Origin of the sequence: Yimella lutea (assembly GCF_006715095.1) — a bacterium.
Classification (GTDB): domain Bacteria; phylum Actinomycetota; class Actinomycetes; order Actinomycetales; family Dermatophilaceae; genus Yimella; species Yimella lutea.
In genome coordinates this window covers 1,437,872-1,461,433 of record NZ_VFMO01000001.1, presented here as the reverse complement: position 1 = coordinate 1,461,433, position 23,562 = coordinate 1,437,872, and the positions used below count along the sequence as shown (strand labels likewise).

Below are 23,562 nucleotides of genomic sequence, written 5' to 3'. Positions count from 1 at the left end.
CTCAGGTGAACAGCCGGACGAGGGTGGGCACCAGCGCACGGAAGGCCTGGCCGCGGTGAGAGGCGGCGTGCTTCTCGGTTGCGGTGTACTCGGCGAACGTACGGCCGTCAGGCAGTTCGAAGATCGGGTCGTACCCGAACCCGTTGGTGCCGCGCTGCTCTCTGGTGAGCCGTCCGTCGACGACCCCGGTGGCAGAGTGCAACGCACCGTCCGGCATCGCGAGCACCACCGAACACTCGAAGCGAGCGATCAGCTTGTCGATCGGCACGTCGGCGGTCTGCGCGAGCAGCAGGTCGATGTTGGCCTGGTCGTCGCCGTGACGTCCTGCCCAGCGCGCGCTGAACACACCTGGACAGCCGCCGAGCACGTCCACCGAGATTCCTGAATCATCAGCAACCGCAGGCAGATTCAACTTCTCGGTCGCGTACTTGGCCTTCAGGGTGGCATTCTCGATGAAGGTCAGCCCGGTCTCCGGAACGTCCTCGAGTTCGGGGAAATCTCCCACTCCCACCACGCGCAGCCCGTCCAGCGCGGGCTCGGAGTCGATGAGCCCCTGCAGGTCGGCGATCTTGCCGGCGTTGCGGGTCGCGAGGACCAGGTCGCTCATCGTGAACGCTCGCGGGCGGGCGTGTCCAGCGCTTCCTGCTGCAGACGGGTGAGGTCGCCGATGCCCTTGGCGGCGAGATCGAGCAGCGCGTTCAGTTCGTCGCGGTCGAAGGGTGCACCCTCGGCAGTGCCCTGCACCTCGACGAAGCCACCGGCACCGGTCATCACGACGTTCATGTCCGTCTCGGCGGTGGAGTCCTCCGGGTAGTCCAGGTCGAGGACCGGAACGCCCTTCACCACGCCGACGCTGATGGCGGCGATGGATCCGGTGAGCGGCTGCGCGTTCTTGGCGATCAGGCCCTTTGCCCGGGCGTCCTCGATCGCGTCCTGCAGGGCCACGTACGCCCCGGTGATGGCTGCGGTGCGGGTACCACCGTCCGCCTGGAGGACGTCGCAGTCGAGCACGATCGTGTTCTCCCCCAACGCTTTCGTGTCGATGATCGCCCGCAGCGAGCGTCCGATCAGCCGGGAGATCTCGTGTGTGCGGCCGCCGACCTTGCCCTTGCGCGATTCGCGGTCACTGCGGGTGTTCGTCGAGCGCGGCAGCATTTCGTACTCGGCGGTGACCCACCCGGTTCCACGGCCCTTGAGCCAACGCGGCACACCTTCGGTGAATGATGCGGCGCAGAGCACCCGGGTCTTGCCGAACTCGATGAGGACGCTGCCCTCGGCGTGGTCGAGCCAGTTGCGGGTGATCTTGATGTCGCGGAGTTGGTCGTTCGCGCGGCCGTCGTGTCGGGTCTGAGGAGTGGCGTCGGTCATGCGCTCCAGACTAGGACGCGAGCCATCGGACGCCAACGGCATGCAGCGCCGCGCGGATCACGCGTTCACCGCAGCGTCTGCGAGATCTTCCGTCGGCCGGCGTCCACCGTGACGGTCGCCAGCCCGCCGTTAACGAACGACATGTACGGCGGCACGTGGCCGAAGTCCATGTCGGCGATGATCGGGATGTCGAGTCGGGCGAGTGCGTCGATGGCGGCGTCGTGCTGGCTCATGTACTGCGCGTCCCGAGCCGAGGTGCGCCCCAGCAGCACGGCGTTGGCGTTGTCGAACCAGCCGGCCAGTCGCATCCCGTGCAGCGCGCGGGCGACGTCGTAGGCGCCCTGTTCGCAGACCTCCAGATAGACCAGCAGACCATCGGACGCGTGCTGCTGGCCGAACGCCCGCACGTCGCCGTACGCCGTTCCGGCCAGCGGCGACAACACCTCGACACAGCCGCCGATCAACCGTCCGCTGATCTCCAAGGACGAGGGACCGTGCAGCACCTTCCACGAGGTCGGCACGTTCAGCGGCATCGTCGTGGGAGTCGGGTCCTTCTCCCAGTCGTCGAAACCAGGCGGACGCCGGTGGGTCGCGGCGCGCTGCGTGAACGTGCCGCCGGCAGGCGTTGCCGCCGCGACCCACCACGGCGCCAATCCCTGCGGCAGGTCGTACGGAGTGTCCATCAGATTGTGCCCGTGCAGGGTGGCCAGCCCGGTGCGCAAGGTCAGGGCGAGTAATTGCGTACTCGTGTCGCTGAAGCCGACCAGCCAAGTCGGTTCGGCGGCACGGATCGCGTCGTAGTCGAGCAGGTCGATCAGGTCGATGGACGTCTCCCCTCCCCACGGCGGCACGACCGCGCTGATCGAGGCGTCGGTGAGGAAGGCGTTGAGTTCTGCGGCGCGCTCCGCGACGGGTGCGCTGACCTGCGTGCCACCACGCAGACAATTGCCCTCGATGACCTCGAAACCCTTGTCCCGCAACCACTTCAGCGCGAAGTCGAGTCGCCCCTGGTGACGAGGTTCGCACCCGGCGGACGGCGCTGTCACAGCGATCGTGTCGCCGGCCTGCAGGGGTTTCGGGTAACGGACCATGTGTTCAGCCAAGCCCGAACCCTCCCGCGACGCAAGCCAGTTCAGATGTCGTGGACCTCGTCGGAGACGGCCAGCTCCACCTTCGAGGGCCAGACCTGCGCTGCCTGGGCGCGACAGACCTCCGGGTCGTTCCAGGCCGGGATGTGGGTCAGCATCAGGCGTTGGACTCCGGTTGCGGCCACGGCAGCTTCGGCCGCACGCCGTCCGGTGAGGTGGATGTCGCGTACCTCATCGCGCTCCTCGCAGAACGCCGAGTCGGCGAGCACGAGGTCGGCGTCGCGCAGCAGGGGCAGCAGATCAGGGGTGCTGTCGGTGTCGCCGGTATAAACCAGCACCTTGCCGTCGGCCTCGACGCGGAAGCCGAACGCCTCCACCGGGTGATTGACCCGGTGCGGAGTGATCGTGAACGGGCCGACCTGGAACGCGTCCAGCGAAACCAATGTGCGGAAATCGAATTCGCTGTCCATGCCGTGCGGGTCGGATGCCTCGCAGAGCGTCACCCCGTTCGCGCGGGACATGCGCGCGGCGGTGTCCTGCGGGCCGTAGACCGGCACGCGCGGCAGGGGGCCACGTGTCGGGTGGTACTTGGTGACGACGAAGAGTCCGGTCAGGTCGAGGCAGTGGTCAGGGTGCAGATGACTGATCACGATGGCGTCGATCGCGTCGAGTTCGATGTGCCGCTGTAGCGCGCCGAGCGAACCAGGGCCCATGTCGAGCACGAGGTTCCAGGTGCGTCCCTCGTGCTCGGACTGCACCAGGTAGCTGGACGCCGGAGAGTTCGGGCCGGCGAAGGAACCGGAGCAGCCGATGATGGTGAGCCTCATCCGGTCACTCCCACCTGATGGAAGTTGTTCTCGAACACGTCGTCGAACTCGGGCGGCAACCCCAGGAACCTCTTGGACAAGCGGCGGAACTCCTCAGGGTCTCCGGTCGTGGTGAACGACAGGCCGGGCATGCCGTCCGATGCCGGCGCGAGCAGGTCGCGATCGGCCAGCACGCGGTAGACGTCCTTGGCGGTCTCCTCGGCGGACGACACCAGGGTCACCCCGTCACCCATGACGTACGAGATGACACCGGTCAGCAACGGGTAGTGGGTGCAGCCCAGGACGACGGTGTCGACGCCGTCCTGTTGCAGTGGTTCGAGGTATCCGCGAGCGACCTCGAGCAGTTCGGGACCACCGGTGATGCCGGCCTCGACGAACTCCACGAACCGCGGGCACGGCTGCGAGCGCACGTGCAGATGGGGCGCCGCGGCGAACGCGTCCAGGTAGGCACCGGACTGGTGGGTGCCCTTCGTGGAGATGACACCGACCCTGCCGGTGCGAGTGGCGCTCACGGCGCGGCGGACCGCGGGGCGGATCACCTCCACCAACGGCACGTCGTAGCGTTCGCGCGCGTCGTGCAGCACGGCGGCGGACGCGGTGTTGCAGGCGATGACGAGCGCCTTCACCCCATGCGCAACCAATCGATCGAGACACTGCAGCGCGTACTCACGGGTCTGCGCGATCGGACGCGGTCCGTAGGGTGCCCGCGCGGTGTCGCCGAGGTAGGCGATCGATTCGTGCGGCAACTGATCGAGCACAGCGCGCGCGACGGTCAAACCGCCGTAACCGCTGTCGAAGATCCCGATGGGTGCACCAGACACCGAACCAGGTTAGGGCCGGTCGCGGACCGTGCCGAATCAGATCGACGTGCAAATGGTCACAGCATGACCACGGGCCGACGGCTCAGTGACGCACGTAGGGGTTGGCGAGCGTGCCGATGTCCTGCACCTCGACCTCGACGCGCTGACCAGGCTGCACCGGACCGATACCTTCCGGCGTGCCGGTCAGGATCACGTCACCGGGCAGGAGCGTGAACGCCTGCGATGCGTACGAGATCAGCGTCGGGACGTCGTGGATCATGTCGGCCGTCGTACCGTCCTGCACGGTCTCGCCGTCCAGCCGGGTGCGGACCCGCAGATCCGAGAGGTCGAGGTCGGTCTCGATCCACGGTCCGATCGGGCAGAACGTGTCGAACCCCTTGGCCCGGGCCCACTGACCGTCCGACTTCTGCAGGTCGCGCGCGGTGACGTCGTTGGCGCAGGTGTAGCCGAAGATCGACTTCGCAGCCTCTTCGGGCGACACGTCGCGGCACATGCGTCCGATGACCACGGCCACTTCGCCCTCGTAGTCGACCCGTTCGGACTGCGGCGGCATGACCACCGGGTCGTCCGGACCGATGACGGCGGTGTTGGGGATGAGGAACATCATCGGTTCCTTCGGCGGCTCGGCGCCCATCTCCTGTGCGTGGGCCGCGTAGTTGCGACCGATGCCGATCACCTTCGACCGTGGGATGACCGGTGCGAGCAGGCGCACCCGGTCGACCGTCGTCGTGACTCCGGTCAGTTCGATCCGGGTGTACAGCGGGTCGCCGCTGATCTGGGCGATCTTCTCGCCCGCCCCGTCGACGAGTCCGAAGTAGGGGTCTTCACCATCGGTGTATCGGCAGATTCGCACCAGGTCAGCTTACTGAGGGCGCCGCCGGACGCTTCGGCCCGTGCACCAGCGGGGTCACGGTGTCCGCCATCAGCGCGTACCCCATGTCGTTGGCGTGGATGTCGCCCTTGCTGCACATCCAGGTGTAACCGCAGATCATCGCGACGTTGGTGGGCAGTCCGTTCGGCTGCAGGCTCCAGTCGTTGCTGCGGAACGCCGTCGCGACATCGGCGACCTTCGCGTCGGCGGCCTTGGCCGCGTACGAGATCGAAACGTTGAGCTGCCCCTGCAACATGGTCGACAGTTGCGCGAGTTGCGGGTTGCCGGCGGCCCAGGCCGCGAGGAACGGGTTGTAGTAGTTGAGGACGACGATCTGGGTCTGGGCGCCGCCCGCGGCCCGCAGGGCGGTGGTGATCTGCGGCAGGTTGCGAGCGACGGCGGTGAGTCCGGCCTGAACGCACGGCATGTCGACAGCACCGCCCTTCACACACCGCTGGACGTCATTGGCACCGATGTTGAGCGTGATCAGCCGGACCTTGCCCTTCTGAGACCTGATCAGATCGACGGCAGCCTCCAACTGGCTTTGACCGTCCGGGTAGGTGCACCGGCCGTCGGCGATCATGCCCGTGCTGGTTTCACCGCTGCAGGCAAGGTTGACGAGTTTCGCGCCGCGGTACTTGTCCCGCAGGTTGGCGTACACGCCGCCGACGTAACCGCCGTCCTTGTCGTCACCCAAGCCGGGTTGGTACCCGGCGGCGAGCGAATCCCCCAGTGCGACATAGGTTCCGGACGACGCATGCGAATTGTCTGCTCCGGCGAATGCGGCCGGTGCGGCGGTGAATCCGGCGACGGCGAGTACTGCTGACAGTGCGATGGAACGCTTCATGGGGGTGCTCTCCTGGCGGGGTGTGATCTGGCTCACTCTGCCACGTCGGACGTTTCCCGGCTCCGATTTCCCGGCTGCGTTTGCACCCGACTACCGTGCTCGCGTGGCGCAGGTGCTCTCGCAGGACGACTGGCGAGCCCGCTCGCTCGCCCACGAGCGGCGGGTCGACGCCTCCGTCGCCGCACACATTCACCGTCGCGATCGCGGTCTGAAGCACCCCATCGACGACTTCCTCTTCCAGTACTACCCGTTCAAGCCATCGCACCTGCGTGTGTGGCACCCGGGCGCCGGAGTCGTCCTGGACGGAGCTCAGGAACGGTCCGACTGGGCGTTCTACCGAGTGGACGACGGGGGCGCGTCCGTCGACGTGCCCGCGTTCATCGAGCGCAAGGGCGAGGTACTCGAGTTGGCTCACCGGCTGCTGTCGGTGACATCGGAGCGTCCGATGCAGTTGTCGTGCTTCGGGATGCACGAGTGGGCGATGGCCTACCGCACGCCTGCGGACGAGGTGCGCCACGCACAACTGCCCCTTCGCCTGGGGCATGCCGGCACCGACGACGTGGTCGATTCGCACGATCTGCGGTGCACCCACTTCGACGCCTACCGCTTCTTCACCCCGGACGCCGTTCCTCGCAACTCGGCTGTGCTAGAACGTGATTCACAGGCGAACTTCGAACAACCAGGTTGCCTGCACGCGGGCATGGACCTCTACAAATGGGCCTTCAAACTCAGCCCGCTCGTGCCGAGTGAACTGGTGATGGACTGCTTCGACCTCGCCCGCGAGATCCGCCTGCTCGACATGCGAGCCTCCCCGTACGACGTCACGTCCCTCGGCCACACCCCGGTAGCCGTCGAGACCCCTGAAGGGAAGGCCGAGTACGTCCGCCAGCAGCGAGCGTTCGCCGACCGCGCCCGTCCCCTGCGTCAGCGACTGCTCGCGGTGCTGGACGTTCCTGCTTCCCTTTGGTGCGCACCCGTGCGCGCAATCGTCGAATCGTAACCGGGAGATCGACCCACGTCCGACCGTTGTTCCAGACCACGGCTGCCCACAGCCGGCATCGAGGTGACGGGAAGTGCACGAGGGAACGCCGTGTACGCAGTCACCTGGTGCATTTCGAGTTACCTCGGCTGAACCCCGCGCTTGAGCAAGCCGTAGCTGAAGGAGTCGACGAGGGCGAGCCAGCTGGCGTGGACGATGTTTGGAGCGACGCCGATGGTCGTCCAGGTGCGGTCGGCGTCGCGGGTCTCGATGAGGACGCGCGTGGTGGCGTCCGTGCCGGTGGCCGCGTCGAGGATGCGCACCCGGAAGTCGATCAACTCGAAGGACGCCAGTTCGGGGTAGGTGGCCGAAAGTGCTTCTCGCAGAGCGTGATCCAGCGCGTTGACGGGACCGTTCCCCTCCCCCGTCGCCACGTGCCGCTCTCCCGCAGCGTGGATCTTCACCGTCGCTTCGGCCAGCGCGGGCAGGTCACCGGGCGACGAGTCGATGATGCACCGCCACGACTCGGTGTCGAAGTAGCGCGGCCGGGCGCCGTCCACCTCCTCCACCAACAGGAGTTCGAAGGACGCGTCCGCGGCGTCGAAGGTCCAGCCGTCCTGCTCCATGCCCTTCACTCGCTCGACCACCCGCGCGAGAAGCTCCGGACGGTCGGTGAGGTCGTAGCCGAGCTCCTTGCCCTTGAGTTCGATGCTGGCGCGACCGGCCATGTCCGACACCAGAGTTCGCATCGAATTGCCGACCAGAGCGGGATCGATGTGCTGGTAGAGATCAGGGTCGACCCGCAGCGCCGAGGCGTGTAGCCCGGCCTTGTGCGCGAACGCGCTCGCACCGACGTACGGCTGCCGCCCGTAGGGGGCGATATTGGTGATCTCACTGATCGCGTGGCTGAGGTGCAGGGCGTTCCGAAGCGCGTCCGGATCGATGATGTGGCGGCCGAGCTTGAGCTGCAGATTGCTGACGACCGTCACTAGATCGGCGTTGCCGGTGCGTTCGCCGTACCCGTTGACCGTGCCCTGCACGTGCATCGCCCCGGCCTGGACTGCTGCGATCGAATTGGCGACGGCGCAGCCGGTGTCGTTGTGGCAGTGAATGCCGAGCTGTGCGCCGGTGGCGTCCTGCACCTTCTGGACGACCTCGAACACCTGGCTGGGCAGCATCCCACCGTTGGTGTCGCACAGCGCCACCACCTCGGCGCCGGCGTCTGTCGCACAGCGGACGACGTCGGATGCGTACGCCGGGTCGGCGAGGTAGCCATCGAAGAAGTGCTCGGCGTCCACGAACACTCGCCGACCCTCACCGACGAGCACCGCCACCGTGTCGCGGACCATTGCGAGGTTCTCCTCGAGCGAGGTGCGCAGCGCATCCTGAACGTGCCGTACGTGAGACTTGGCGACGATGGTGACGACCGGCGTCCGAGCATCGAGCAGCGCTCGCACCTGAGGGTCGTCGGCCGCGTTGCCGTGTGCCCGCCGGGTCGACCCGAACGCCGCAAGCAGAGCGTTCCTCAACGGCACCTCGCCGGCTGCGGCCAGCTTGAAGAACTCGGTGTCCTTCGGGTTCGCCCCCGGCCACCCGCCCTCGATGAACCCGACACCCAGGTCATCGAGCAGCCCGGCGATCGTCAGCTTGTCGGCGACCGAGAGGTTGAGTCCCTCCTGCTGAGCGCCGTCGCGCATGGTGGTGTCGTACACGTGGAAGGTGTCTGCGGGGCTCATCGTGGAGTCCTGGTCTTCTGGGGGCTTGGTGTCTGCCGAGCCCCGGCTCTTCGCCTCGTTCCGGGTGCGGGTGGCCCGGCAAACGAAAAACCTCCCGGGGTAACGGGAGGTTGCGCGTCGAGCCGGGCTCGACGCGCTAGCAAATAATGAGGGCGGAGGTGACCGCGTGTCCCATGATTGCCATGCGGACATCATGCCGACGTCCAGGCAGCGGTGTCCACGCCGTGGGTCCGCCGTCTCGCGATGCGGTCGCCCACCTTCTCGCACGAGACGCGCGAACCGGCCACAGATGCATGATCTGTGACCGGTTCGACCGACGTGGGCACTCAGGCGAGACGGGTCATCCAGCCGTGCGTGTCCTCGGTGCGTCCGTACTGGATGTCGAGCAGTGTCTTGCGGATCTTCATCGCGATCTCGTCCCTGTGCCCCTCGACGCGGTGGTCGCACGAGCCACCGTCCCACTTGAGTTCGCCGACGGGAGTGATCACGGCAGCGGTGCCACAGGCGAAGATCTCGGTGATCTCGCCGGACTCGGCGCCGTCCTTCCACTCCTGGATCGGGATGCGACGCTCCTGTGGTTCGAGGCCGAGGTCCTTGGCCAGCTCGAGGATCGAACTGCGCGTCACTCCCTCGAGGATGGTGCCGGTGAGTTCCGGAGTGACGATGCGGCCGTCCTTGTAGACGAAGAACAGGTTCATGCCGCCGAGTTCCTCGATATAGGTATGCGTCGAGGAGTCGAGGAAGACCGCCTGGTCGCATCCGGCGGCGATGCCCTCCAACTGACCGGCCAGGGAGGATGCGTAGTTGCCGCCACACTTGGCGGCGCCCGTGCCCCCCTCGCCGGCGCGCGCGTAGTCGTTGGAGATCCACAACGACACCGGCTTCACGCCACCGGGAAAGTACGACCCGGCGGGCGAGGCGATCACGCAGTAGGTGACCTCCTTCGAGGGGCGAACCCCGAGGAAGGCCTCGGACGCGAACATGAACGGACGTAGGTACAGCGAGGTCTCCGCGCCATCCGCCGCCTCTGGCACCCAGTCGATGTCGGTCTGCACCAACGCCTTGAGCGAGTCGACGAAGTCTTCCTCCGGGAGCACCGGCAACGCCAATCGCTTTGCGCTGCGGGCGAATCGGGCAGCGTTGGCCTCGGGACGGAAGGTCCAGACCGAGCCGTCGGCGTGCCGGTAGGCCTTCATGCCCTCGAAGATCTCCTGCGCGTAGTGCAGCACCGCAGCAGCCGGGCTCATCTGGATCGGGCCGAACGCGGTCACTTCGGCGTCGTGCCAGCCCTCGTCCTGGCTCCACTTCGCCAGCACCATGTGGTCGCTGAAGTGGTCGCCGAAGCCGGGGTTCGCCAGGATTGCAGCACGATCGGCGACGCTCGCCCGGTCCTGACGGGGGTTGGAACTGAACGACAAGGACATCGCGGATCCTCCTGCAGGTTCGCCGCGCTGTGATGGGCCGGCGGAGAAGACGTGTGGGTGTGACTCAGATTACGCCGCCGCCAGCATCGCGGACGATCGGCCTCAGGCGAGCGTCGCGGCGATCGCCTCACCGATCTGCGCGGTCGAGCGCACCTGGTCTCCTCGCGAGGCGAGATCGGCCGCGACCGCATGCTCGATGCGCCTCGCTTCGGCCGTACGACCGAGGTGCTCCAACAGCATCGCGACCGACAGGATCGTCGCCGTCGGGTCGGCCTTGCCCTGGCCGGCGATGTCGGGAGCTGAACCGTGCACCGGCTCGAACATCGAGGGGGTGCTGCGGTCGGGGTTGATGTTGCCGGACGCCGCCAGCCCGATACCGCCGGTGACGGCCGCCGCGAGGTCGGTGACGATGTCGCCGAACAGATTGTCGGTCACGATGACGTCGAACCGGGACGGGTCCTGCACCAGGTAGATCATCGCTGCATCGATATGGGCGTAGTCGTGGGTGACGTCGGGGAACTCGGCACCGACCTCCTCGACCGTGCGGCGCCACATGTGCCCGGCGTACGACAGCACGTTGTGCTTGTGCAGCAGGGTCAGCTTCTTGCGCTCACGAGCCTGCGCCCGCGCGAACGCATCGCGCACGACGCGCTCAGCGCCGAAACGGGTGTTGACGCTCACCTCGGTGGCCAGTTCGTTGGGTGTGCCGACGCGCAAGGCGCCGCCGTTACCGGTGTACGGACCTTCCGTGCCCTCGCGGACGACGACGAAGTCGATGCCCTGCGGCGCAACGGAATTCACGTCCAGGGGACTCTTGACGCCGGGGAACAGCTTGGCCGGACGCAGGTTGACGTGGTGGTCCAGTTCGAAGCGGATGCGCAGCAGCAACTGGCGTTCGAGCACTCCACTCGGCACGCTCGGGTCGCCGATGGCACCGAGCAGGATCGCGTCGTGGCCGCGCAGTTCCTCCAGCACGGAATCCGGCAGCGTTTCCCCCGTCGCGTGCCAGCGGCGCGCACCCAGGTCGTACTCGGTGCGGGCCACCTTGGCATCGCAGACCGCGTCGAGCACCTTGAGACCTTCGGCCACGACCTCCGGGCCGATGCCGTCCCCGCCGATGACGGCCAGATCGATGGTATCCGCAGTGGCGTTCCGGCTGCCCGTCTCACTCATGCCCACATGCTAGATCGGCGTCTTGCATGGTGGTACGCGTGTCTCATATTTCGATAGCTGAAGTGCAACGAGAACCGCCCCTCGCCCGTGTGGGGCGAGGGGCGGTTCTCACGAGAGACTCTCGGATCAGTCGCGCAGGTCCATCGACTCCTGGAGTGCGCGGCGTGCGTCCATCTGCTCTTCGGTCATTCTCATCAACCCTCGGAATATCGCCTGCCCGCGGGGGCAGCGGTGTCAATGCAGGTAGTGCGAGGTCCGGGCGGTGCGGGGTTGCGCGCTCGCCGGGCCGGTCAGCCTCGTCCACCGTGATCGACGGTAAGACGAGAACCGATGCTACTCACGGGTTCGATGGTGGGCAGCCCGCTTTCACGACGTGGACAGTCAGTGCATGCCGTGCTGATCAGCGTGCGGCCGAGCCCTCGACGTAGTCGGAGTCGGTCGAGCCGTCCTTGATCCAGCTCATCAAGCCGCGCAGCTTCTTGCCCGTGGCCTCGATGGGGTGCTGAGCACCCTTCTCGCGCAGCTGCTTGAACTCCGGCGCGCCGGCGTCCTGGTCGTCGATGAAGCGCTTGGCGAAGGCACCGTTCTGGATGTCCGCAAGGACCTCCTTCATGTTCTCCTTCACCCGCGGGTCGATGACGCGCGGACCCGAGACGTAGTCGCCGTACTCGGCCGTGTCGGAGATCGACCAGCGCTGCTTGGCGATGCCGCCCTCGACCATGAGGTCGACGATGAGCTTGAGCTCGTGCAGGCACTCGAAGTAGGCGACCTCGGGCTGGTAACCGGCCTCGATGAGGGTCTCGAAGCCGTACTGCACCAGCTGCGAGGCGCCCCCGCAGAGAACTGCCTGCTCACCGAACAGGTCGGTCTCGGTCTCTTCGGTGAACGTGGTCTTGATGCCGCCGGCACGCAGGCCGCCGATTGCCGCCGCGTACGACTTGGCGAGGTCCCACGCCTCGCCGGACGCGTCCTGCTCGACCGCCAGGAGCACCGGCACACCGCGGCCGTCGACGTACTCACGACGCACCAGGTGCCCAGGTCCCTTCGGGGCGACCATGAGGACGTCGTTGTCGGCGCCGGGCTTGATGTAGTCGAACCGGATGTTGAAGCCGTGGCTGAACAGCAGCGCCGCACCCTCGGCGAGGTTCGGCTGGATCTCCTGCGCGTACAGACGGCGCTGCACCTGGTCGGGAGCGAGGATCACGATGAAGTCGGACTGCTTCACGGCTTCGGCGACCGGCAGGACGGTCAGGCCCTCGGCCTGTGCCTTCGCCGCGGAGCTCGAGCCGTCGCGCAGGCCGACGACGACCTGCACTCCCGAGTCGCGCAGGTTGAGGGCGTGCGCGTGCCCCTGGCTGCCGTAACCGATGACAGCGACCTTGCGGCCCTGGATCACCGACAGGTCAGCGTCTTCGTCGTAGAACATGTCAGCCACTTCTGGTTCTCCTCTTGTTGCGAATTCGATTGAAGTTCTTGGGGTTTCGGAAACTCAGCCGGCTTTGCGGGCGCGGTCGGTGATCGACCGTCCACCGCGTCCGACGGCCACCAGACCGGATTGCACGAGCTCGCGGACGCCGTAGGGTTCGAGCACGCCCAGGAGTGCGCCGAGCTTCTCCGGCGTGCCGGTCGCCTCCAGCACCACCGAGTCGGTGGTGACGTCGACGACGTTGCACCGGAACATCTGGGTGATATCGAGGATCTGGCTACGGGTGGCGGCGTCGCTGCGCACCTTGATCAACACCAGTTCGCGCTGCACGGAGGCCGCCTGTTCCAGTTCGACGACCTTGAGCACCTCGATGAGCTTGTTGAGCTGCTTGGTCACCTGCTCCAGCGCCTGCTCCTCCACATCGACCACGACGGTCATGCGGGAGATCTCCTCGAACTCGGTCGGCCCGACCGCGAGCGAGTCGATGTTGTAGCCGCGTCGGGAGATCAGCCCGGCGATGCGCGCGAGCACACCCGGTTTGTTCTCGACCAGCACCGAGAGTGTGTGGCGCGCCATCAGTGCTCTCCTCGAATCAGGTTGCCGCCGAACATCATTCGCCCTCTTCCTCACGGTCGAAGACCGGCGCCATGCTGCGCGCTATCGTCACCATGTCGTTGCTCACGCCGGCGGGCACCATCGGCCACACCATCGCGTCCCGCTCGACGACGAAGTCGATCACCACGGGGACGTCGTTGATCTCCATCGCCTGCTGGATGACGGTGTCGACGTCCTCGGGACGCTCGCAGCGAAGGCCGACGCAGCCGTAGGCATCCGCGAGCTTCACGAAGTCGGGCACCCGCGAACCGATGGCAGTGTGCAGGTCGGTGTTGGAGTATCGCTCGCCGTAGAACAGCGTCTGCCACTGGCGCACCATGCCGAGGGAACTGTTGTTGATGATCGCGACCTTGATCGGGATCTTGTTGATCACGCAGGTGGCCAGCTCCTGGTTGGTCATCTGGAAGCAGCCGTCACCGTCGATCGCCCACACCGTGCGCTCCGGTTCGGCGACCTTCGCACCCATCGCGCCCGGCACCGCGAAGCCCATCGTGCCCAGGCCCCCGGAGTTGATCCATGAGTTCGGGCGCTCGTACTGCACGAACTGCGCCGCCCACATCTGGTGCTGACCGACACCGGCGACGTAGGTCGCCTCAGGGCCGGCGATCGCGCCCAGACGCTCGATGACGTACTGCGGCGCCAGGGCGCCGTCCTCGTCCGGCTCGATGAAGCCGAGCGGGAAATCGCGCTTCCACTTGGTGGTGCGCTCGCGCCAGGCGTCGTAATCACCGATCGGTCCGTCGACTGCCTTGAGCATCTCGAGCAGGTCGTTGATGACTTCCTTGCAGTCGCCCACGATCGGCACATCGGCCACTCGGTTCTTGGAGATCTCGGCCGGGTCGATGTCGGCGTGGATGACCTTCGCCTCGGGGGCGAACGACTCCAGAAGACCGGTGACGCGGTCGTCGAAGCGGGCGCCGAGGGTGATCAGCAGATCTGACTTCTGCAGCGCGGTCACCGCGGAGACGGATCCGTGCATGCCGGGCATTCCCAGATGCAGGTCGTGACTGTCGGGCACAGCGCCGCGAGCCATGAGGGTGGTCACCAGCGGAATCCCGGTGAGCTCCACCAGTTCTCGCAGCTCTTTGGCTGCGCCGCCGCGGATCACACCGCCGCCGACGTAGAAGACCGGACGCTTGGCGGCCCGGATCAACTCGATCGCGGCGCGAATCTGTTTGTGGTGCGGCTTGGTCACCGGACGGTAACCGGGCAGGTCGACGGCCGGCGGCCAACGGAAGGTGGTCTTGGCCGTCAGGGCGTCCTTGGTGATGTCGACGAGCACCGGACCGGGGCGGCCGCTGCTGGCGACGTGGAAGGCCTCGGCAATCGCGCGCGGGATCTCGTCCGCGTCCGTCACCAGGTAGTTGTGCTTGCTGATCGGCATCGTGATGCCACGGATGTCGGCTTCCTGGAAGGCGTCCGTACCGATCACCGCCGAGTTGACCTGACCGGTGATCGCGACCATCGGGACCGAGTCCATGTAGGCGTCCGCGATCGGGGTGACCAGGTTGGTGGCACCGGGCCCGCTGGTCGCCATGCAGACACCGACGCGACCGGTTGCGGACGCGTAACCCTGCGCGGCGTGTCCGGCGCCCTGCTCGTGACGCACCAGAATGTGGCGCACCTTCACCGAGTCCAGCAGCGGGTCGTACGCGGGCAGGATCGCTCCGCCCGGGATGCCGAAGACGGTGTCGACACCGACCGCTTCGAGTGCCAGGACGAGGGCCTGGGCGCCCGTCACATCAGCGATCTCCTGAACGCCCTGCGGGACGCGAGCCGCTACCTGGGCCGGCGACGGAACAGGCTGTCCCGGTCGAGCGGCGGGTCGGATCGTGGTGTCTGTCACGGCAACCACCTTCTGCGTGTGTTCGGTCATTTCGGACTCGGACATGAAAAAACCCTCCGGCCCGAAGGCAGTGAGGGTGGGCGCGTCGACCGACCGGAGTCAGCTGACGCGCTTGGGAAGTACGAGAATCCGTGCCATGTGTCGATCTTCGTCCGCGACCTGGGCGACCGTCAACTATGTGAGACGGTCGTCTCACATAGTGATCGGGTGACGCTGGTCACCCGCGCCCGACGAAGACCTGTTCGAGTTCGGTGGCGCCCGGGGCGAGGTCGGCCCACTCCCCCTCGATGCGGAGGACGGCGACCGCGCTGGTGGCGAAGTGGTCGACGAAGTCGACAGCGGCGTTTGCCTCGGTCAGCGCGGCGGCGATCGCCGGCACGCCCGGCGCGTGGCCGACCAGAGCGACGCAGTGCGCGTTCTCGGGGGTCTCGCGCAGCACCTCCAGCAGCGTTCGCGGCGAGGCGTCGTAGATGCGTTGTTCATGGTCGACGATCGGTCCGACGCCGGAGGCCTCGACGATCGCAGCCCAGGTCTCGCGCGTCCGGGTCGATGTGGAACACCACACGAAGTCGGGGCTGAGGGACTTCTCGCGAAGCCAGTCGCCGACCGCCCGGGCGTCCAGGACGCCACGCTCGGTGAGGCAGCGTTCGTGGTCGGTGGTCGAACCGTGGGGTTCGGCCTTGGCATGACGGATCAGGATCAGAGTGCGGTCCGTGGTCATGGCTAGAGCATGTCACTGCGTCCGTGCCGGTGGGCACCCGGATGGTTCGCAGAGCCGGTCACGCAGAGCAGAACTGCGAGCGCCGCCCACCAGACGAAGCCCGCCCAGTGCGATGCGGACAATGATTCGCCGAGCTGGACGACCTGCCGGACGCCGGAAACTGCGAGCCCCGGAGGTGTCCACGGCCCGATCGGCTGCCAGAGCACATCGGCGCGTCCGAACCCTTCGGCACCGGCTCGGCTCGGACTGGCGGCGACGAACGTCAGCGCGAGTGCCCACCCGACCAGGCCGGCGGGACCCGCGAGGGCGAGCGCTGCCCGGGCAAGCAGTGCCGAAACAGCGAAGGTTGCGGTACCGATGACGAACAGGCGAAGCGCGTGCTGAGCCCACGCCGGAATCGTCAGTGCTGCGATTCCTACCGAGACAGCAACCACCGGGGCTCCCGCGACCAGGGTGATCGCGACGCCCCTCAGCTGTCCGTGCACGGACTCGTGCCCGCGCCGAACGGCAAGAGTGAAGGCGAGTCCGCAGAACAACCAGGAGAGTGCCAGGTGGTACCCGTGCCGTCCCGCGTGGTCCTCCCTCGACGGCGTCGTGATGTCGGCTGTGACGACGGTGCGTGATGACGCCCGCTGCACCGCCTCGGCGACCACACGCACTGCTGCGGTCGCTTCGACCCCCTGTGCCGAACTCACGGTCAGCGAGTCCTGCGGCTTGGTCGGATCGACCAGCAGGACGCCTTGGGTACGGTCAGCCCGAAGGTCCGCCAAGGCATCGGCCTCGGTGCCACCGAGATAAGCCCGGACGGGGTGTCCGTCGACGGTGTTGATCTGGTTGGCGACGTACCCGGCCCAGGTGTGTCTCGGCGAGACCACGACGAGTGACGGCGTCTGTGGCGTCGATTGCAGGAGGACGAACCCGGCGAAGAGAAGTGCCTGCACGAGTGCGATCCAGCCCACTGCTGTCACCACGCGCAGCACGTGGTCGCGTCGGTCGTTCTGCACGGTCTCAGTCGCCGACGACCACGACGTTGCTGAGTTCACCTGTGGCAATGAAGTGAGGAATCTCCCTGCGCAGCAGCCGAATCAACCGTGGCGTGAACGCCGTCGTCGCACCGCCCACATGCGGTGTGATCAGCACGCCGCGCGTCGTCCACAGGGGGTGATCCGCAGGCAAGGGTTCCGGATCGGTGACGTCCATCGCTGCTCGGACGTGGCCGGTTGCGCAGGCACGCTGCAGGGCGTCGGTGTCGACGATGCCCCCGCGGGCGACATTGACGACGAGCGCGTCGTCGGGGAGTGCGGCAAGGAACTCGTCGTCGACGAGGTGCCGGGTGGCGTCGGTCATGGGCAGGATCAGGAAGACGATCTCGGTCGCCGGTAGCAGCTGATCGATCTCGTCGATGCCGTACACCCGATCCACCAGGTCGTCGCCGGCCCGCGCCCTGGACGCCACGACGGTGCAGTCGACCTCCAGCACCTGCAGGCGGGAGACGAGCATCCGTCCGATGGAGCCGTAGCCGATCACCAACGCCTTCCGGTCGGCCAGGGAGGGTCGGCCGGCGAGCCGCAGCCACTGCCCCGACTGCTGCGCGCGGACGGCGTCCGGGATCGCCCGTTGGGAGGCGATGGCCAGCCCGATCGCCAGTTCGGCGGTGGACGTGTCGTGAATGCCTCGGCCGTTGGCAAGAGCGACGCCGGACGGTAGGTACTGCAGGGCGTGCTCGAACCCGGCAGTCGCCAGTTGCACAGCCTTCAGGCTCGGCAGCTCACACAGGTGCTCGAGTCGCTTCGGGTTGGACATGTACGGCGGCACGACCAGTTCGATGTCGTCCCGCGGTGGCGCGTCCTTCATGTCCCAGACGACCAACTCCACTCCGCCGAGGTCGGTCAGTTGGTCGGCCCAGTCCTGCTGGGCAACGCTGACGACAGTGCGGGCTGCGCTCTTCTCGGTCACGGCCCGACGCTATCGCGCGAAGCGTTCGCCGAAACGCGTTGCGCCCGGACCGCGAGAGTCCGGGCGCAACGATGCAATCGGCGTTCAGCTGAGCTTGGAGATGATCAGCTCGCGCGCCTTGGCGGCGTCGGCCTGACCCCTCATCTCCTTCATCACCTGACCGATGAGCGCACCGGCAGCCTGCACCTTGCCGTCGCGCACCTTCTGCGCCACGTCCGGGTTGGCTTCGATGACCTTGTCGACGGCGGCTTCAAGAGCGCTGTCGTCCTGAACGAGTTCGAGTCCGCGGGCGTCGGCGACCTGGGTCGGCGAACCCTCGCCGGCGATGACGCCCTCCATGACCTGGCGGGCCATCGAGTCGTTCAGACGTCCGGCCTTGATCATCGAGTCGAGCTCGGCGATGTGAGCTGGGGTGACGCCGAAGTCGGAGACGGCCTTGCCCTCGTTGTTCGCGCGACGTGCGAGATCTCCGGTCCACCACTTGCGGGCGGCGGCGGGTGACGCACCGGCGGCGACAGTCTCCTCGATCAGTTCGACGGCGCCGGCGTTCAACACGTCGCGCATCTCCAGATCGCTGTAGCCCCAGTCCTTCTGCAAACGCTTGCGACGCTGGGCCGGCGGCTCGGGCAGGGTGGTGCGCAACTGCTCGACGCTCTCGCGAGTCGGCGCGACCGGTACGAGGTCGGGCTCGGGGAAGTACCGGTAGTCCTCGGCGTCCGACTTCGGTCGACCGGACGTGGTGACTGCGGTGTCCTCGTGCCAGTGGCGGGTCTCCTGCAGGATCGATCCGCCGGAGTTGAGCACCGCTGCGTGCCGGCTGATCTCGTAACGCACCGCACGCTCGACCGAACGCAACGAGTTGACGTTCTTGGTCTCGGTGCGGGTGCCGAACTTATCCGCGTCCTTGGGCATCAGCGAGACGTTGGCGTCGCAGCGCATCGACCCCTGCTCCATCCGGACGTCGCTGACCCCGAGTGCCTTGATCAGGTCACGCAGCGTCGAGACGTACGCCTTGGCAATCTCCGGCGCACGCTCACCGGCGCCGGTGATCGGCTTGGTGACGATCTCGATCAGCGGGATACCGGCCCGGTTGTAGTCGATGAGCGAGTACTCAGCACCTTGGATGCGGCCGGTCGAACCGCCGACGTGCAGCGCCTTGCCGGTGTCTTCCTCCATGTGGGCGCGCTCGATCTCCACCCGGAAGACGGTGCCGTCCTCCAACTCGACGTCGAGGTAACCGTTGAACGCGATGGGCTCGTCGTACTGGCTGGTCTGGAAGTTCTTCGGCATGTCCGGGTAGAAGTAGTTCTTCCGGGCGAAGCGGCACCACTGCGCAATCTCGCAGTTGAGCGCCAGGCCGATGCGGATGGCCGACTCGACGCCCTTCTCGTTCACCACGGGCAGGGCGCCGGGCAGACCGAGGCAGACCGGGCAGACCTGGGTGTTCGGCTCGGCGCCGAACCCGGTCGCGCAGCCGCAGAACATCTTGGTGTTGGTGTTCAGTTCGACGTGCACCTCGAGACCCATCACCGGGTCGTACGTGGCGATCGCCTCGTCGTAGTCGACGACGTCATCGACGTGGGTGCTCATCAGTTCGCCGCCTTTCCGCCGAGTGCCGGCGCCTTCGTGAGAATCGGAGCGCCCCACTGCGACAACAGCATTCGCTCCAATGCGGCGCCGACTTCGTACAAACGCTCGTCCTTGGTCGCCGGCGCGAGGATCTGGAACCCGCTGGGCAGGCCGTCCTCGGCGAGGCCGTTCGGGATGGACATGCCCGGGATCCCGGCAAGGTTCGCGGGGATGGTGGCGACGTCGTTGAGGTACATCGCCATCGGGTCGTCCAGCTTCTCCCCCATCTTGAACGCCACGGTCGGCGCCGTCGGGGTGACCAGCACGTCCGCCTTCTCGAACGCGGCGGCGAAGTCGCGCGCGATCAGCGTGCGCACCTTCTGCGCCTGGCCGTAGTAGGCGTCGTAGTAGCCGGAACTGAGCGCGTAGGTGCCCAGGATGATGCGGCGCTTGACCTCGTCGCCGAAGCCGGCGTCGCGGCTGGCCGCCATGACCTGCTCGGCGCTCGGGCTGTCGACGCCGTTCGGCGGGACGCGCAGGCCATAGCGCATCGCGTCGAACTTGGCGAGGTTCGAACTCGCCTCGCTCGGCAGGATCAGGTAGTACGCGGCCAGGCCCTTCTCGAACGAGGGGCACGAGACCTCGACGATCTCGGCGCCGGCTTCTTCGAGCAGCTTCACCGACTCCTCGAAGCGAGCCCTCACCTGCGGCGCGAAACCGTCTGCGGAGATCTCCTTGATGATGCCGACACGCATCCCCTGTACCTCACCGCGGCGGGCGGCCTCGACGACCGGCGGGACCGGTGCGTCGATCGAGGTCGAGTCCAGCGGGTCGTGGCCGCCGATGACCTCGTGCAGCAGCGCCGCGTCGAGCACCGAACGGGTGCAGGGGCCGGCCTGGTCCAGCGAACTCGCCAGCGCGATGAGGCCGTAGCGGGACACGCCGCCGTAGGTCGGCTTGGTGCCGACGGTGCCCGTGACGGACGCGGGTTGACGGATCGATCCGCCGGTGTCGGTGCCGATCGCCAGCGGCGCCTCGAAAGCAGCGACGGCGGCCGCGGAGCCACCACCCGAACCGCCGGGGATGCGGTCGAGGTCCCAGGGGTTGCGGGTCGGGCCGTAGGCGGAGTGTTCGGTGGAGGAACCCATCGCGAACTCGTCCATATTGGTCTTGCCGAGGATCGGCATGCCGACTGCCCGCAACCGCGACACCAGCGTGGCGTCGTACGGCGGGATCCAGCCCTGAAGGATCTTCGATCCGGCGGTCGTCGGCTGACCCTTGGTGGCGACGACGTCCTTGACGGCGATCGGCACCCCGGCGAGGGTCGGCAGGTCGGCGCCACCGGCGCGGCGCTCGTCGATGGTGCGGGCGGCGTCGAGCGCACCCTCGGCGTCGACGTTCAAGAAGGCGTGCACGTCGCCGTCGACGGCGGCAATGCGGTCGAGGTGGGCCTGGGTGACTTCGACGGCGCTGAGCTCCTTGCGGGCGAGCGCGTCGGCCAGTTCGGCCGCGGTCGAGGTGATGATGTCGGTCAAGTCAGAACCAATCGTGACGGTCTGGGCAGGTCGGTGATCTCGGGTGGAGCGCTCGCTCAGTCCTCGTCAAGGATGCGCGGCACCTCGAAGCGGCCGAGGTCGGACGCGGGCGCACCGGAGAGCGCCTCTTGCTGGGTCAGGCTCGGGCGCACCTCGTCGGGACGGGTGACATTGGTGAGCGGCAGCGGGTGCGACATCGGCGGGATGTCGTCGGCCGCGATGTCGTTCACCTGCCCGACGAACCCGACGATCTGTTCGAGTTGCCCGGCGAGCTTGTCGAGCTCGGCGTCGGACAACTGGATGCGGGCAAGCATGGCGACGTGCGCGACCTCGTCGCGGGACAGCGAAGGCATGGCATCAGTCTAGGGCGCTGTCTTCCGTGCTCAGGTCGGCCTCCGGGCTCCACCAAGGCGCATCACCAGTCGTGTGGCTCGAAGTCCTTCAAGAAAACGCCGTAAAGATCGGTGCCCCGCTCCCCTTGCACGATCGGGTCGTACACCCGAGCGGCACCGTCGACCAGGTCGAGCGGCGCATGCCAACCCTCACCGGCAATGCGCAATTTTTGGTCGTGCGGGCGCTCGTCGGTGATCCAACCGGTGTCGACGGCGGTCATCAGGATCTGGTCGGTGTCGAACATCTCCTGCGCACTGGTGCGGGTGAGCATGTTGAGCGCGGCTTTGGCCATGTTGGTGTGCGGGTGGCCAGCGCCCTTGTAGCTACGCCCGAACTGTCCTTCCATCGCGGAGACGTTGACGACATAGGCACGGCGCGCGCCCGCCTCCACCGCGGCCCGCATCGCCGGCCGAAGCCGCGACACGAGAATGAACGGTGCGACCGAATTGCACAGTTGAACCTCGAGCAGTTCCAGTGGGTCGACCTGTTCGACGGTGTCGGTCCACGAGTTGCTCGTGGCCAGATCGGGCAGCAGACCCCCGGCGTCGACCGCCGTGCCCGCGAGATAGGCCTCGAGGCTGGCGCTTCCGGCCGAGAGCACCCGTGCCGACTCCGCGGCGGCGAGCGCCGCAGCCGCGTGATGGGTGTCGTCGTTGCCGTGGTGCGCGACCGCGTCCGTGGCCAGGGAGCTGACCAGTTGCGCGGGGTGCGCCTGGCTCGTGCGGTCGAAGGTGATCTGTGTCGGCAGCCGCGAATCGTCTTGCAGCGGAAGGGTTTCGGCGTTGACAAGGTGGGAGTAGGCGCCGGGGCTGCGCCGCACCGTCTGTGCTGCATTGTTGATCAGGATGTCGAGCGGGCCGGCGGCAGCGACTTCCTGCGCGAGCGCGGCGACCTGGGCCGGGTCGCGCAGGTCGATGCCGACGACGGTCAGCCGGTCGATCCAGTCGTCCGCGTCGGGCATCGCCCGAAACCGGCGGACGGCGTCCTTCGGGAACCGGGTGGTGATGGTCAGGTCGGCGCCGTCGCGCAACAGCATGAGCGCGATGTACATGCCGATCTTGGCCCGCCCCCCGGTCAGTAGGGCACGCTTGCCGCGAAGGTCGGTGTGGGGGTCGCGCTTGGCGTGCGACTTCGCCGCGCAGGCAGGACACAGCCAGTGGTAGAACGCGTCGACCTGCGTGTACTTCGCGTGACAGATGTAGCAACCCCGCGGGAAATTCAGTTGTCCTGCAACGCTTCCCGGCTGGTCGGCTTGCAGCAGGATGCCGTTCGTCTCGTCGTCGATGCGCATCGGTGAACCCGTTGCCGTCGCCGCGAGCACTTCCTCGTCGGCTGCTCGTAGCGGCGCCTCCCTTTCCTGCCGCGCGGCGGCACGTCGGGCCTTGCGCACCCGGTTGAACATCCGCTGCGAGGCGCGCTTGACCGCCTCGATGTCGGGGTGTCCCGCAGGCAGGCCGGGCAGTTGCTCGAGCACCCGAAGCGCCGCGGCGAGGTCGTCGGGATCGATTCGCTGGGAACCGTCGACCCCCGATGCTGCGTCGTCGTCGGGAGAAATCACCACCGCAGCGTAGGCCCGATGCTCGATCGAGCCGACCTAGGCTCGGGTCGCACACAACGGATAACAACCCGTAACGAGAAACAGAGGCATGCTCATGGGCCTGTTCGGCCGGAAGAAGAAGGACGACCATGCAGGGGCGCAGCAAGCGAATGCGGCAGACGCCGCTGTGGACGCTGACCACGACGGGAGTCACCGCGAGATCGACGACTACTGGGCTCAGATCGGCGACGTCGACCATGACGTCATCACCTACCTGATCAACCCGATGTTCCAAGGGGCGCCGGCCTGGCCCAACACCCGCCAGGCCTACCGAGTGGTGCGCACGCCGAACACGGTGATCATCGCGTCCGACGGTCTCGCCGACGCATCCGCCGACTCCCCTGGCCCGGGATTCGGCTGCGAGGTCTACATCGAGTCGCCGGCCCTCGTCGGCGCCGAGTTCGAGCAACTGCGCAGCAGCTGGATGTTCGCCGCGATCGAGAACTTCGCACAGAACGTCGCCGCCATGCAGGGCATCAGCGGGCACCTGCGTCAGTACGGCGTCGCGTCGATGGAGCTGCCGTTGGACGGCACCGACATCCCCGAGGCCCTGCTCACCGAGCACGGCACCGCGGGCGCACTCATCGGCATCCCTGCCGCCGGGCGCGCCGCTCAGGTGGCGACGGCCGACGGGCCGGTCGACATCGTGCCGCTGACGATCATCGGCGCCGACGAACTCTCCGTGGTGCTCGAGCAGGGCCAGGCGGGTCGAGACAGTATCGTGTCGACGCGGCAGCAGGACGGCCGCGGACACGTCACCGTCGTCTGAA

At 67.2% G+C, this 23,562-nt stretch carries 22 protein-coding genes; 2 read left to right on the top strand and 20 right to left on the bottom strand.

Translation table 11 applies throughout. From position 1 onward, the window contains the following. Position 1 precedes the first annotated feature (1 nt). The 7 genes from rdgB to FB459_RS06900 form a co-directional block, all read right to left on the bottom strand. On the bottom strand, positions 2 to 607 hold the full coding sequence (rdgB, locus tag FB459_RS06930; RefSeq protein ID WP_129624856.1) for an RdgB/HAM1 family non-canonical purine NTP pyrophosphatase: 606 nt from the start codon (positions 605 to 607) through the stop codon (positions 2 to 4). After that, entirely contained in the window at positions 604 to 1,368 is a 765-nt protein-coding gene (gene rph / locus FB459_RS06925) for a ribonuclease PH (RefSeq protein WP_141927941.1), read from the bottom strand. The genes rdgB and rph overlap by 4 nt, the downstream gene beginning before the upstream one ends. A gap of 65 nt (positions 1,369 to 1,433) precedes the next feature. Beyond that, positions 1,434 to 2,471, bottom strand: a complete 1,038-nt coding sequence (locus FB459_RS06920; RefSeq protein WP_246092352.1) for a S66 family peptidase — start codon at positions 2,469 to 2,471, stop codon at positions 1,434 to 1,436. Positions 2,472 to 2,500: 29 nt separating this feature from the next. After that, positions 2,501 to 3,283 carry an MBL fold metallo-hydrolase gene (locus tag FB459_RS06915; protein WP_141927940.1) on the bottom strand — a complete coding sequence of 261 codons (783 nt, stop codon included), beginning with the start codon at positions 3,281 to 3,283 and terminating at the stop codon, positions 2,501 to 2,503. Continuing rightward, a complete protein-coding gene (murI, locus tag FB459_RS06910) occupies positions 3,280 to 4,104 on the bottom strand; it encodes a glutamate racemase (protein WP_141927939.1) in 825 nt (274 codons plus the stop codon). Before murI ends, FB459_RS06915 begins: the two co-directional genes overlap by 4 nt. 82 nt (positions 4,105 to 4,186) lie before the next feature. Then, positions 4,187 to 4,957, bottom strand: a complete 771-nt coding sequence (locus tag FB459_RS06905) for a fumarylacetoacetate hydrolase family protein (RefSeq protein WP_141927938.1) — start codon at positions 4,955 to 4,957, stop codon at positions 4,187 to 4,189. Between the two features lie 4 nt (positions 4,958 to 4,961). Beyond that, positions 4,962 to 5,822, bottom strand: a complete 861-nt coding sequence (locus FB459_RS06900; RefSeq protein ID WP_141927937.1) for an SGNH/GDSL hydrolase family protein — start codon at positions 5,820 to 5,822, stop codon at positions 4,962 to 4,964. Positions 5,823 to 5,925: 103 nt separating this feature from the next. On the opposite strand from FB459_RS06900, the gene FB459_RS06895 reads away from it, so the two are divergent. Beyond that, a complete protein-coding gene (locus FB459_RS06895; RefSeq protein WP_141927936.1) occupies positions 5,926 to 6,822 on the top strand; it encodes a 3-methyladenine DNA glycosylase in 897 nt (298 codons plus the stop codon). A gap of 119 nt (positions 6,823 to 6,941) precedes the next feature. On the opposite strand, the gene cimA is transcribed toward FB459_RS06895, so the two are convergent. The 13 genes from cimA to FB459_RS06830 all read right to left on the bottom strand — a co-directional run bounded on the left by cimA (position 6,942) and on the right by FB459_RS06830 (position 22,750). Further along, a complete protein-coding gene (gene cimA / locus FB459_RS06890; RefSeq protein ID WP_141927935.1) occupies positions 6,942 to 8,537 on the bottom strand; it encodes a citramalate synthase in 1,596 nt (531 codons plus the stop codon). A 326-nt stretch (positions 8,538 to 8,863) separates the two neighbouring features. Then, positions 8,864 to 9,961, bottom strand: coding sequence for a branched-chain amino acid aminotransferase (locus tag FB459_RS06885; RefSeq protein ID WP_141927934.1), 1,098 nt, complete (start codon positions 9,959 to 9,961; stop codon positions 8,864 to 8,866). Positions 9,962 to 10,063: 102 nt separating this feature from the next. Next, positions 10,064 to 11,134 carry a 3-isopropylmalate dehydrogenase gene (locus tag FB459_RS06880; RefSeq protein ID WP_141927933.1) on the bottom strand — a complete coding sequence of 357 codons (1,071 nt, stop codon included), beginning with the start codon at positions 11,132 to 11,134 and terminating at the stop codon, positions 10,064 to 10,066. Between the two features lie 400 nt (positions 11,135 to 11,534). Then, the gene (gene ilvC, locus FB459_RS06875) at positions 11,535 to 12,569 is read right to left on the bottom strand and encodes a ketol-acid reductoisomerase (protein ID WP_141927932.1); all 1,035 of its coding nucleotides are present in this window, start codon (positions 12,567 to 12,569) and stop codon (positions 11,535 to 11,537) included. A 54-nt stretch (positions 12,570 to 12,623) separates the two neighbouring features. Beyond that, on the bottom strand, positions 12,624 to 13,136 hold the full coding sequence (gene ilvN, locus FB459_RS06870) for an acetolactate synthase small subunit (RefSeq protein WP_129624844.1): 513 nt from the start codon (positions 13,134 to 13,136) through the stop codon (positions 12,624 to 12,626). A 34-nt stretch (positions 13,137 to 13,170) separates the two neighbouring features. After that, positions 13,171 to 15,066: an acetolactate synthase large subunit gene (locus FB459_RS06865; protein ID WP_246092351.1), complete on the bottom strand. Its 1,896-nt coding sequence runs from the start codon at positions 15,064 to 15,066 to the stop codon at positions 13,171 to 13,173. Between the two features lie 172 nt (positions 15,067 to 15,238). Beyond that, positions 15,239 to 15,742 (bottom strand): SixA phosphatase family protein, encoded by a 504-nt coding sequence (locus tag FB459_RS06860; RefSeq protein WP_141927931.1) that lies wholly within the window; start codon positions 15,740 to 15,742, stop codon positions 15,239 to 15,241. A gap of 2 nt (positions 15,743 to 15,744) precedes the next feature. Continuing rightward, positions 15,745 to 16,746 (bottom strand): hypothetical protein, encoded by a 1,002-nt coding sequence (locus tag FB459_RS06855; RefSeq protein ID WP_141927930.1) that lies wholly within the window; start codon positions 16,744 to 16,746, stop codon positions 15,745 to 15,747. 4 nt (positions 16,747 to 16,750) lie between these two features. Then, entirely contained in the window at positions 16,751 to 17,698 is a 948-nt protein-coding gene (locus FB459_RS06850; protein ID WP_246092348.1) for a 2-hydroxyacid dehydrogenase, read from the bottom strand. Between the two features lie 84 nt (positions 17,699 to 17,782). Next, on the bottom strand, positions 17,783 to 19,288 hold the full coding sequence (gene gatB / locus FB459_RS06845) for an Asp-tRNA(Asn)/Glu-tRNA(Gln) amidotransferase subunit GatB (protein WP_141927929.1): 1,506 nt from the start codon (positions 19,286 to 19,288) through the stop codon (positions 17,783 to 17,785). After that, a complete protein-coding gene (gene gatA / locus FB459_RS06840; protein ID WP_141927928.1) occupies positions 19,288 to 20,802 on the bottom strand; it encodes an Asp-tRNA(Asn)/Glu-tRNA(Gln) amidotransferase subunit GatA in 1,515 nt (504 codons plus the stop codon). The genes gatB and gatA overlap by 1 nt, the downstream gene beginning before the upstream one ends. Positions 20,803 to 20,858: 56 nt before the next feature. Next, entirely contained in the window at positions 20,859 to 21,155 is a 297-nt protein-coding gene (gene gatC / locus FB459_RS06835; RefSeq protein WP_129624839.1) for an Asp-tRNA(Asn)/Glu-tRNA(Gln) amidotransferase subunit GatC, read from the bottom strand. Positions 21,156 to 21,217: 62 nt separating this feature from the next. Next, entirely contained in the window at positions 21,218 to 22,750 is a 1,533-nt protein-coding gene (locus tag FB459_RS06830) for an SDR family NAD(P)-dependent oxidoreductase (protein ID WP_141929445.1), read from the bottom strand. A gap of 91 nt (positions 22,751 to 22,841) precedes the next feature. Between FB459_RS06830 and FB459_RS06825 the strand changes: the two genes are divergently transcribed. Continuing rightward, positions 22,842 to 23,561 carry a hypothetical protein gene (locus FB459_RS06825; RefSeq protein ID WP_141927927.1) on the top strand — a complete coding sequence of 240 codons (720 nt, stop codon included), beginning with the start codon at positions 22,842 to 22,844 and terminating at the stop codon, positions 23,559 to 23,561. Position 23,562: the final 1 nt, after the last annotated feature.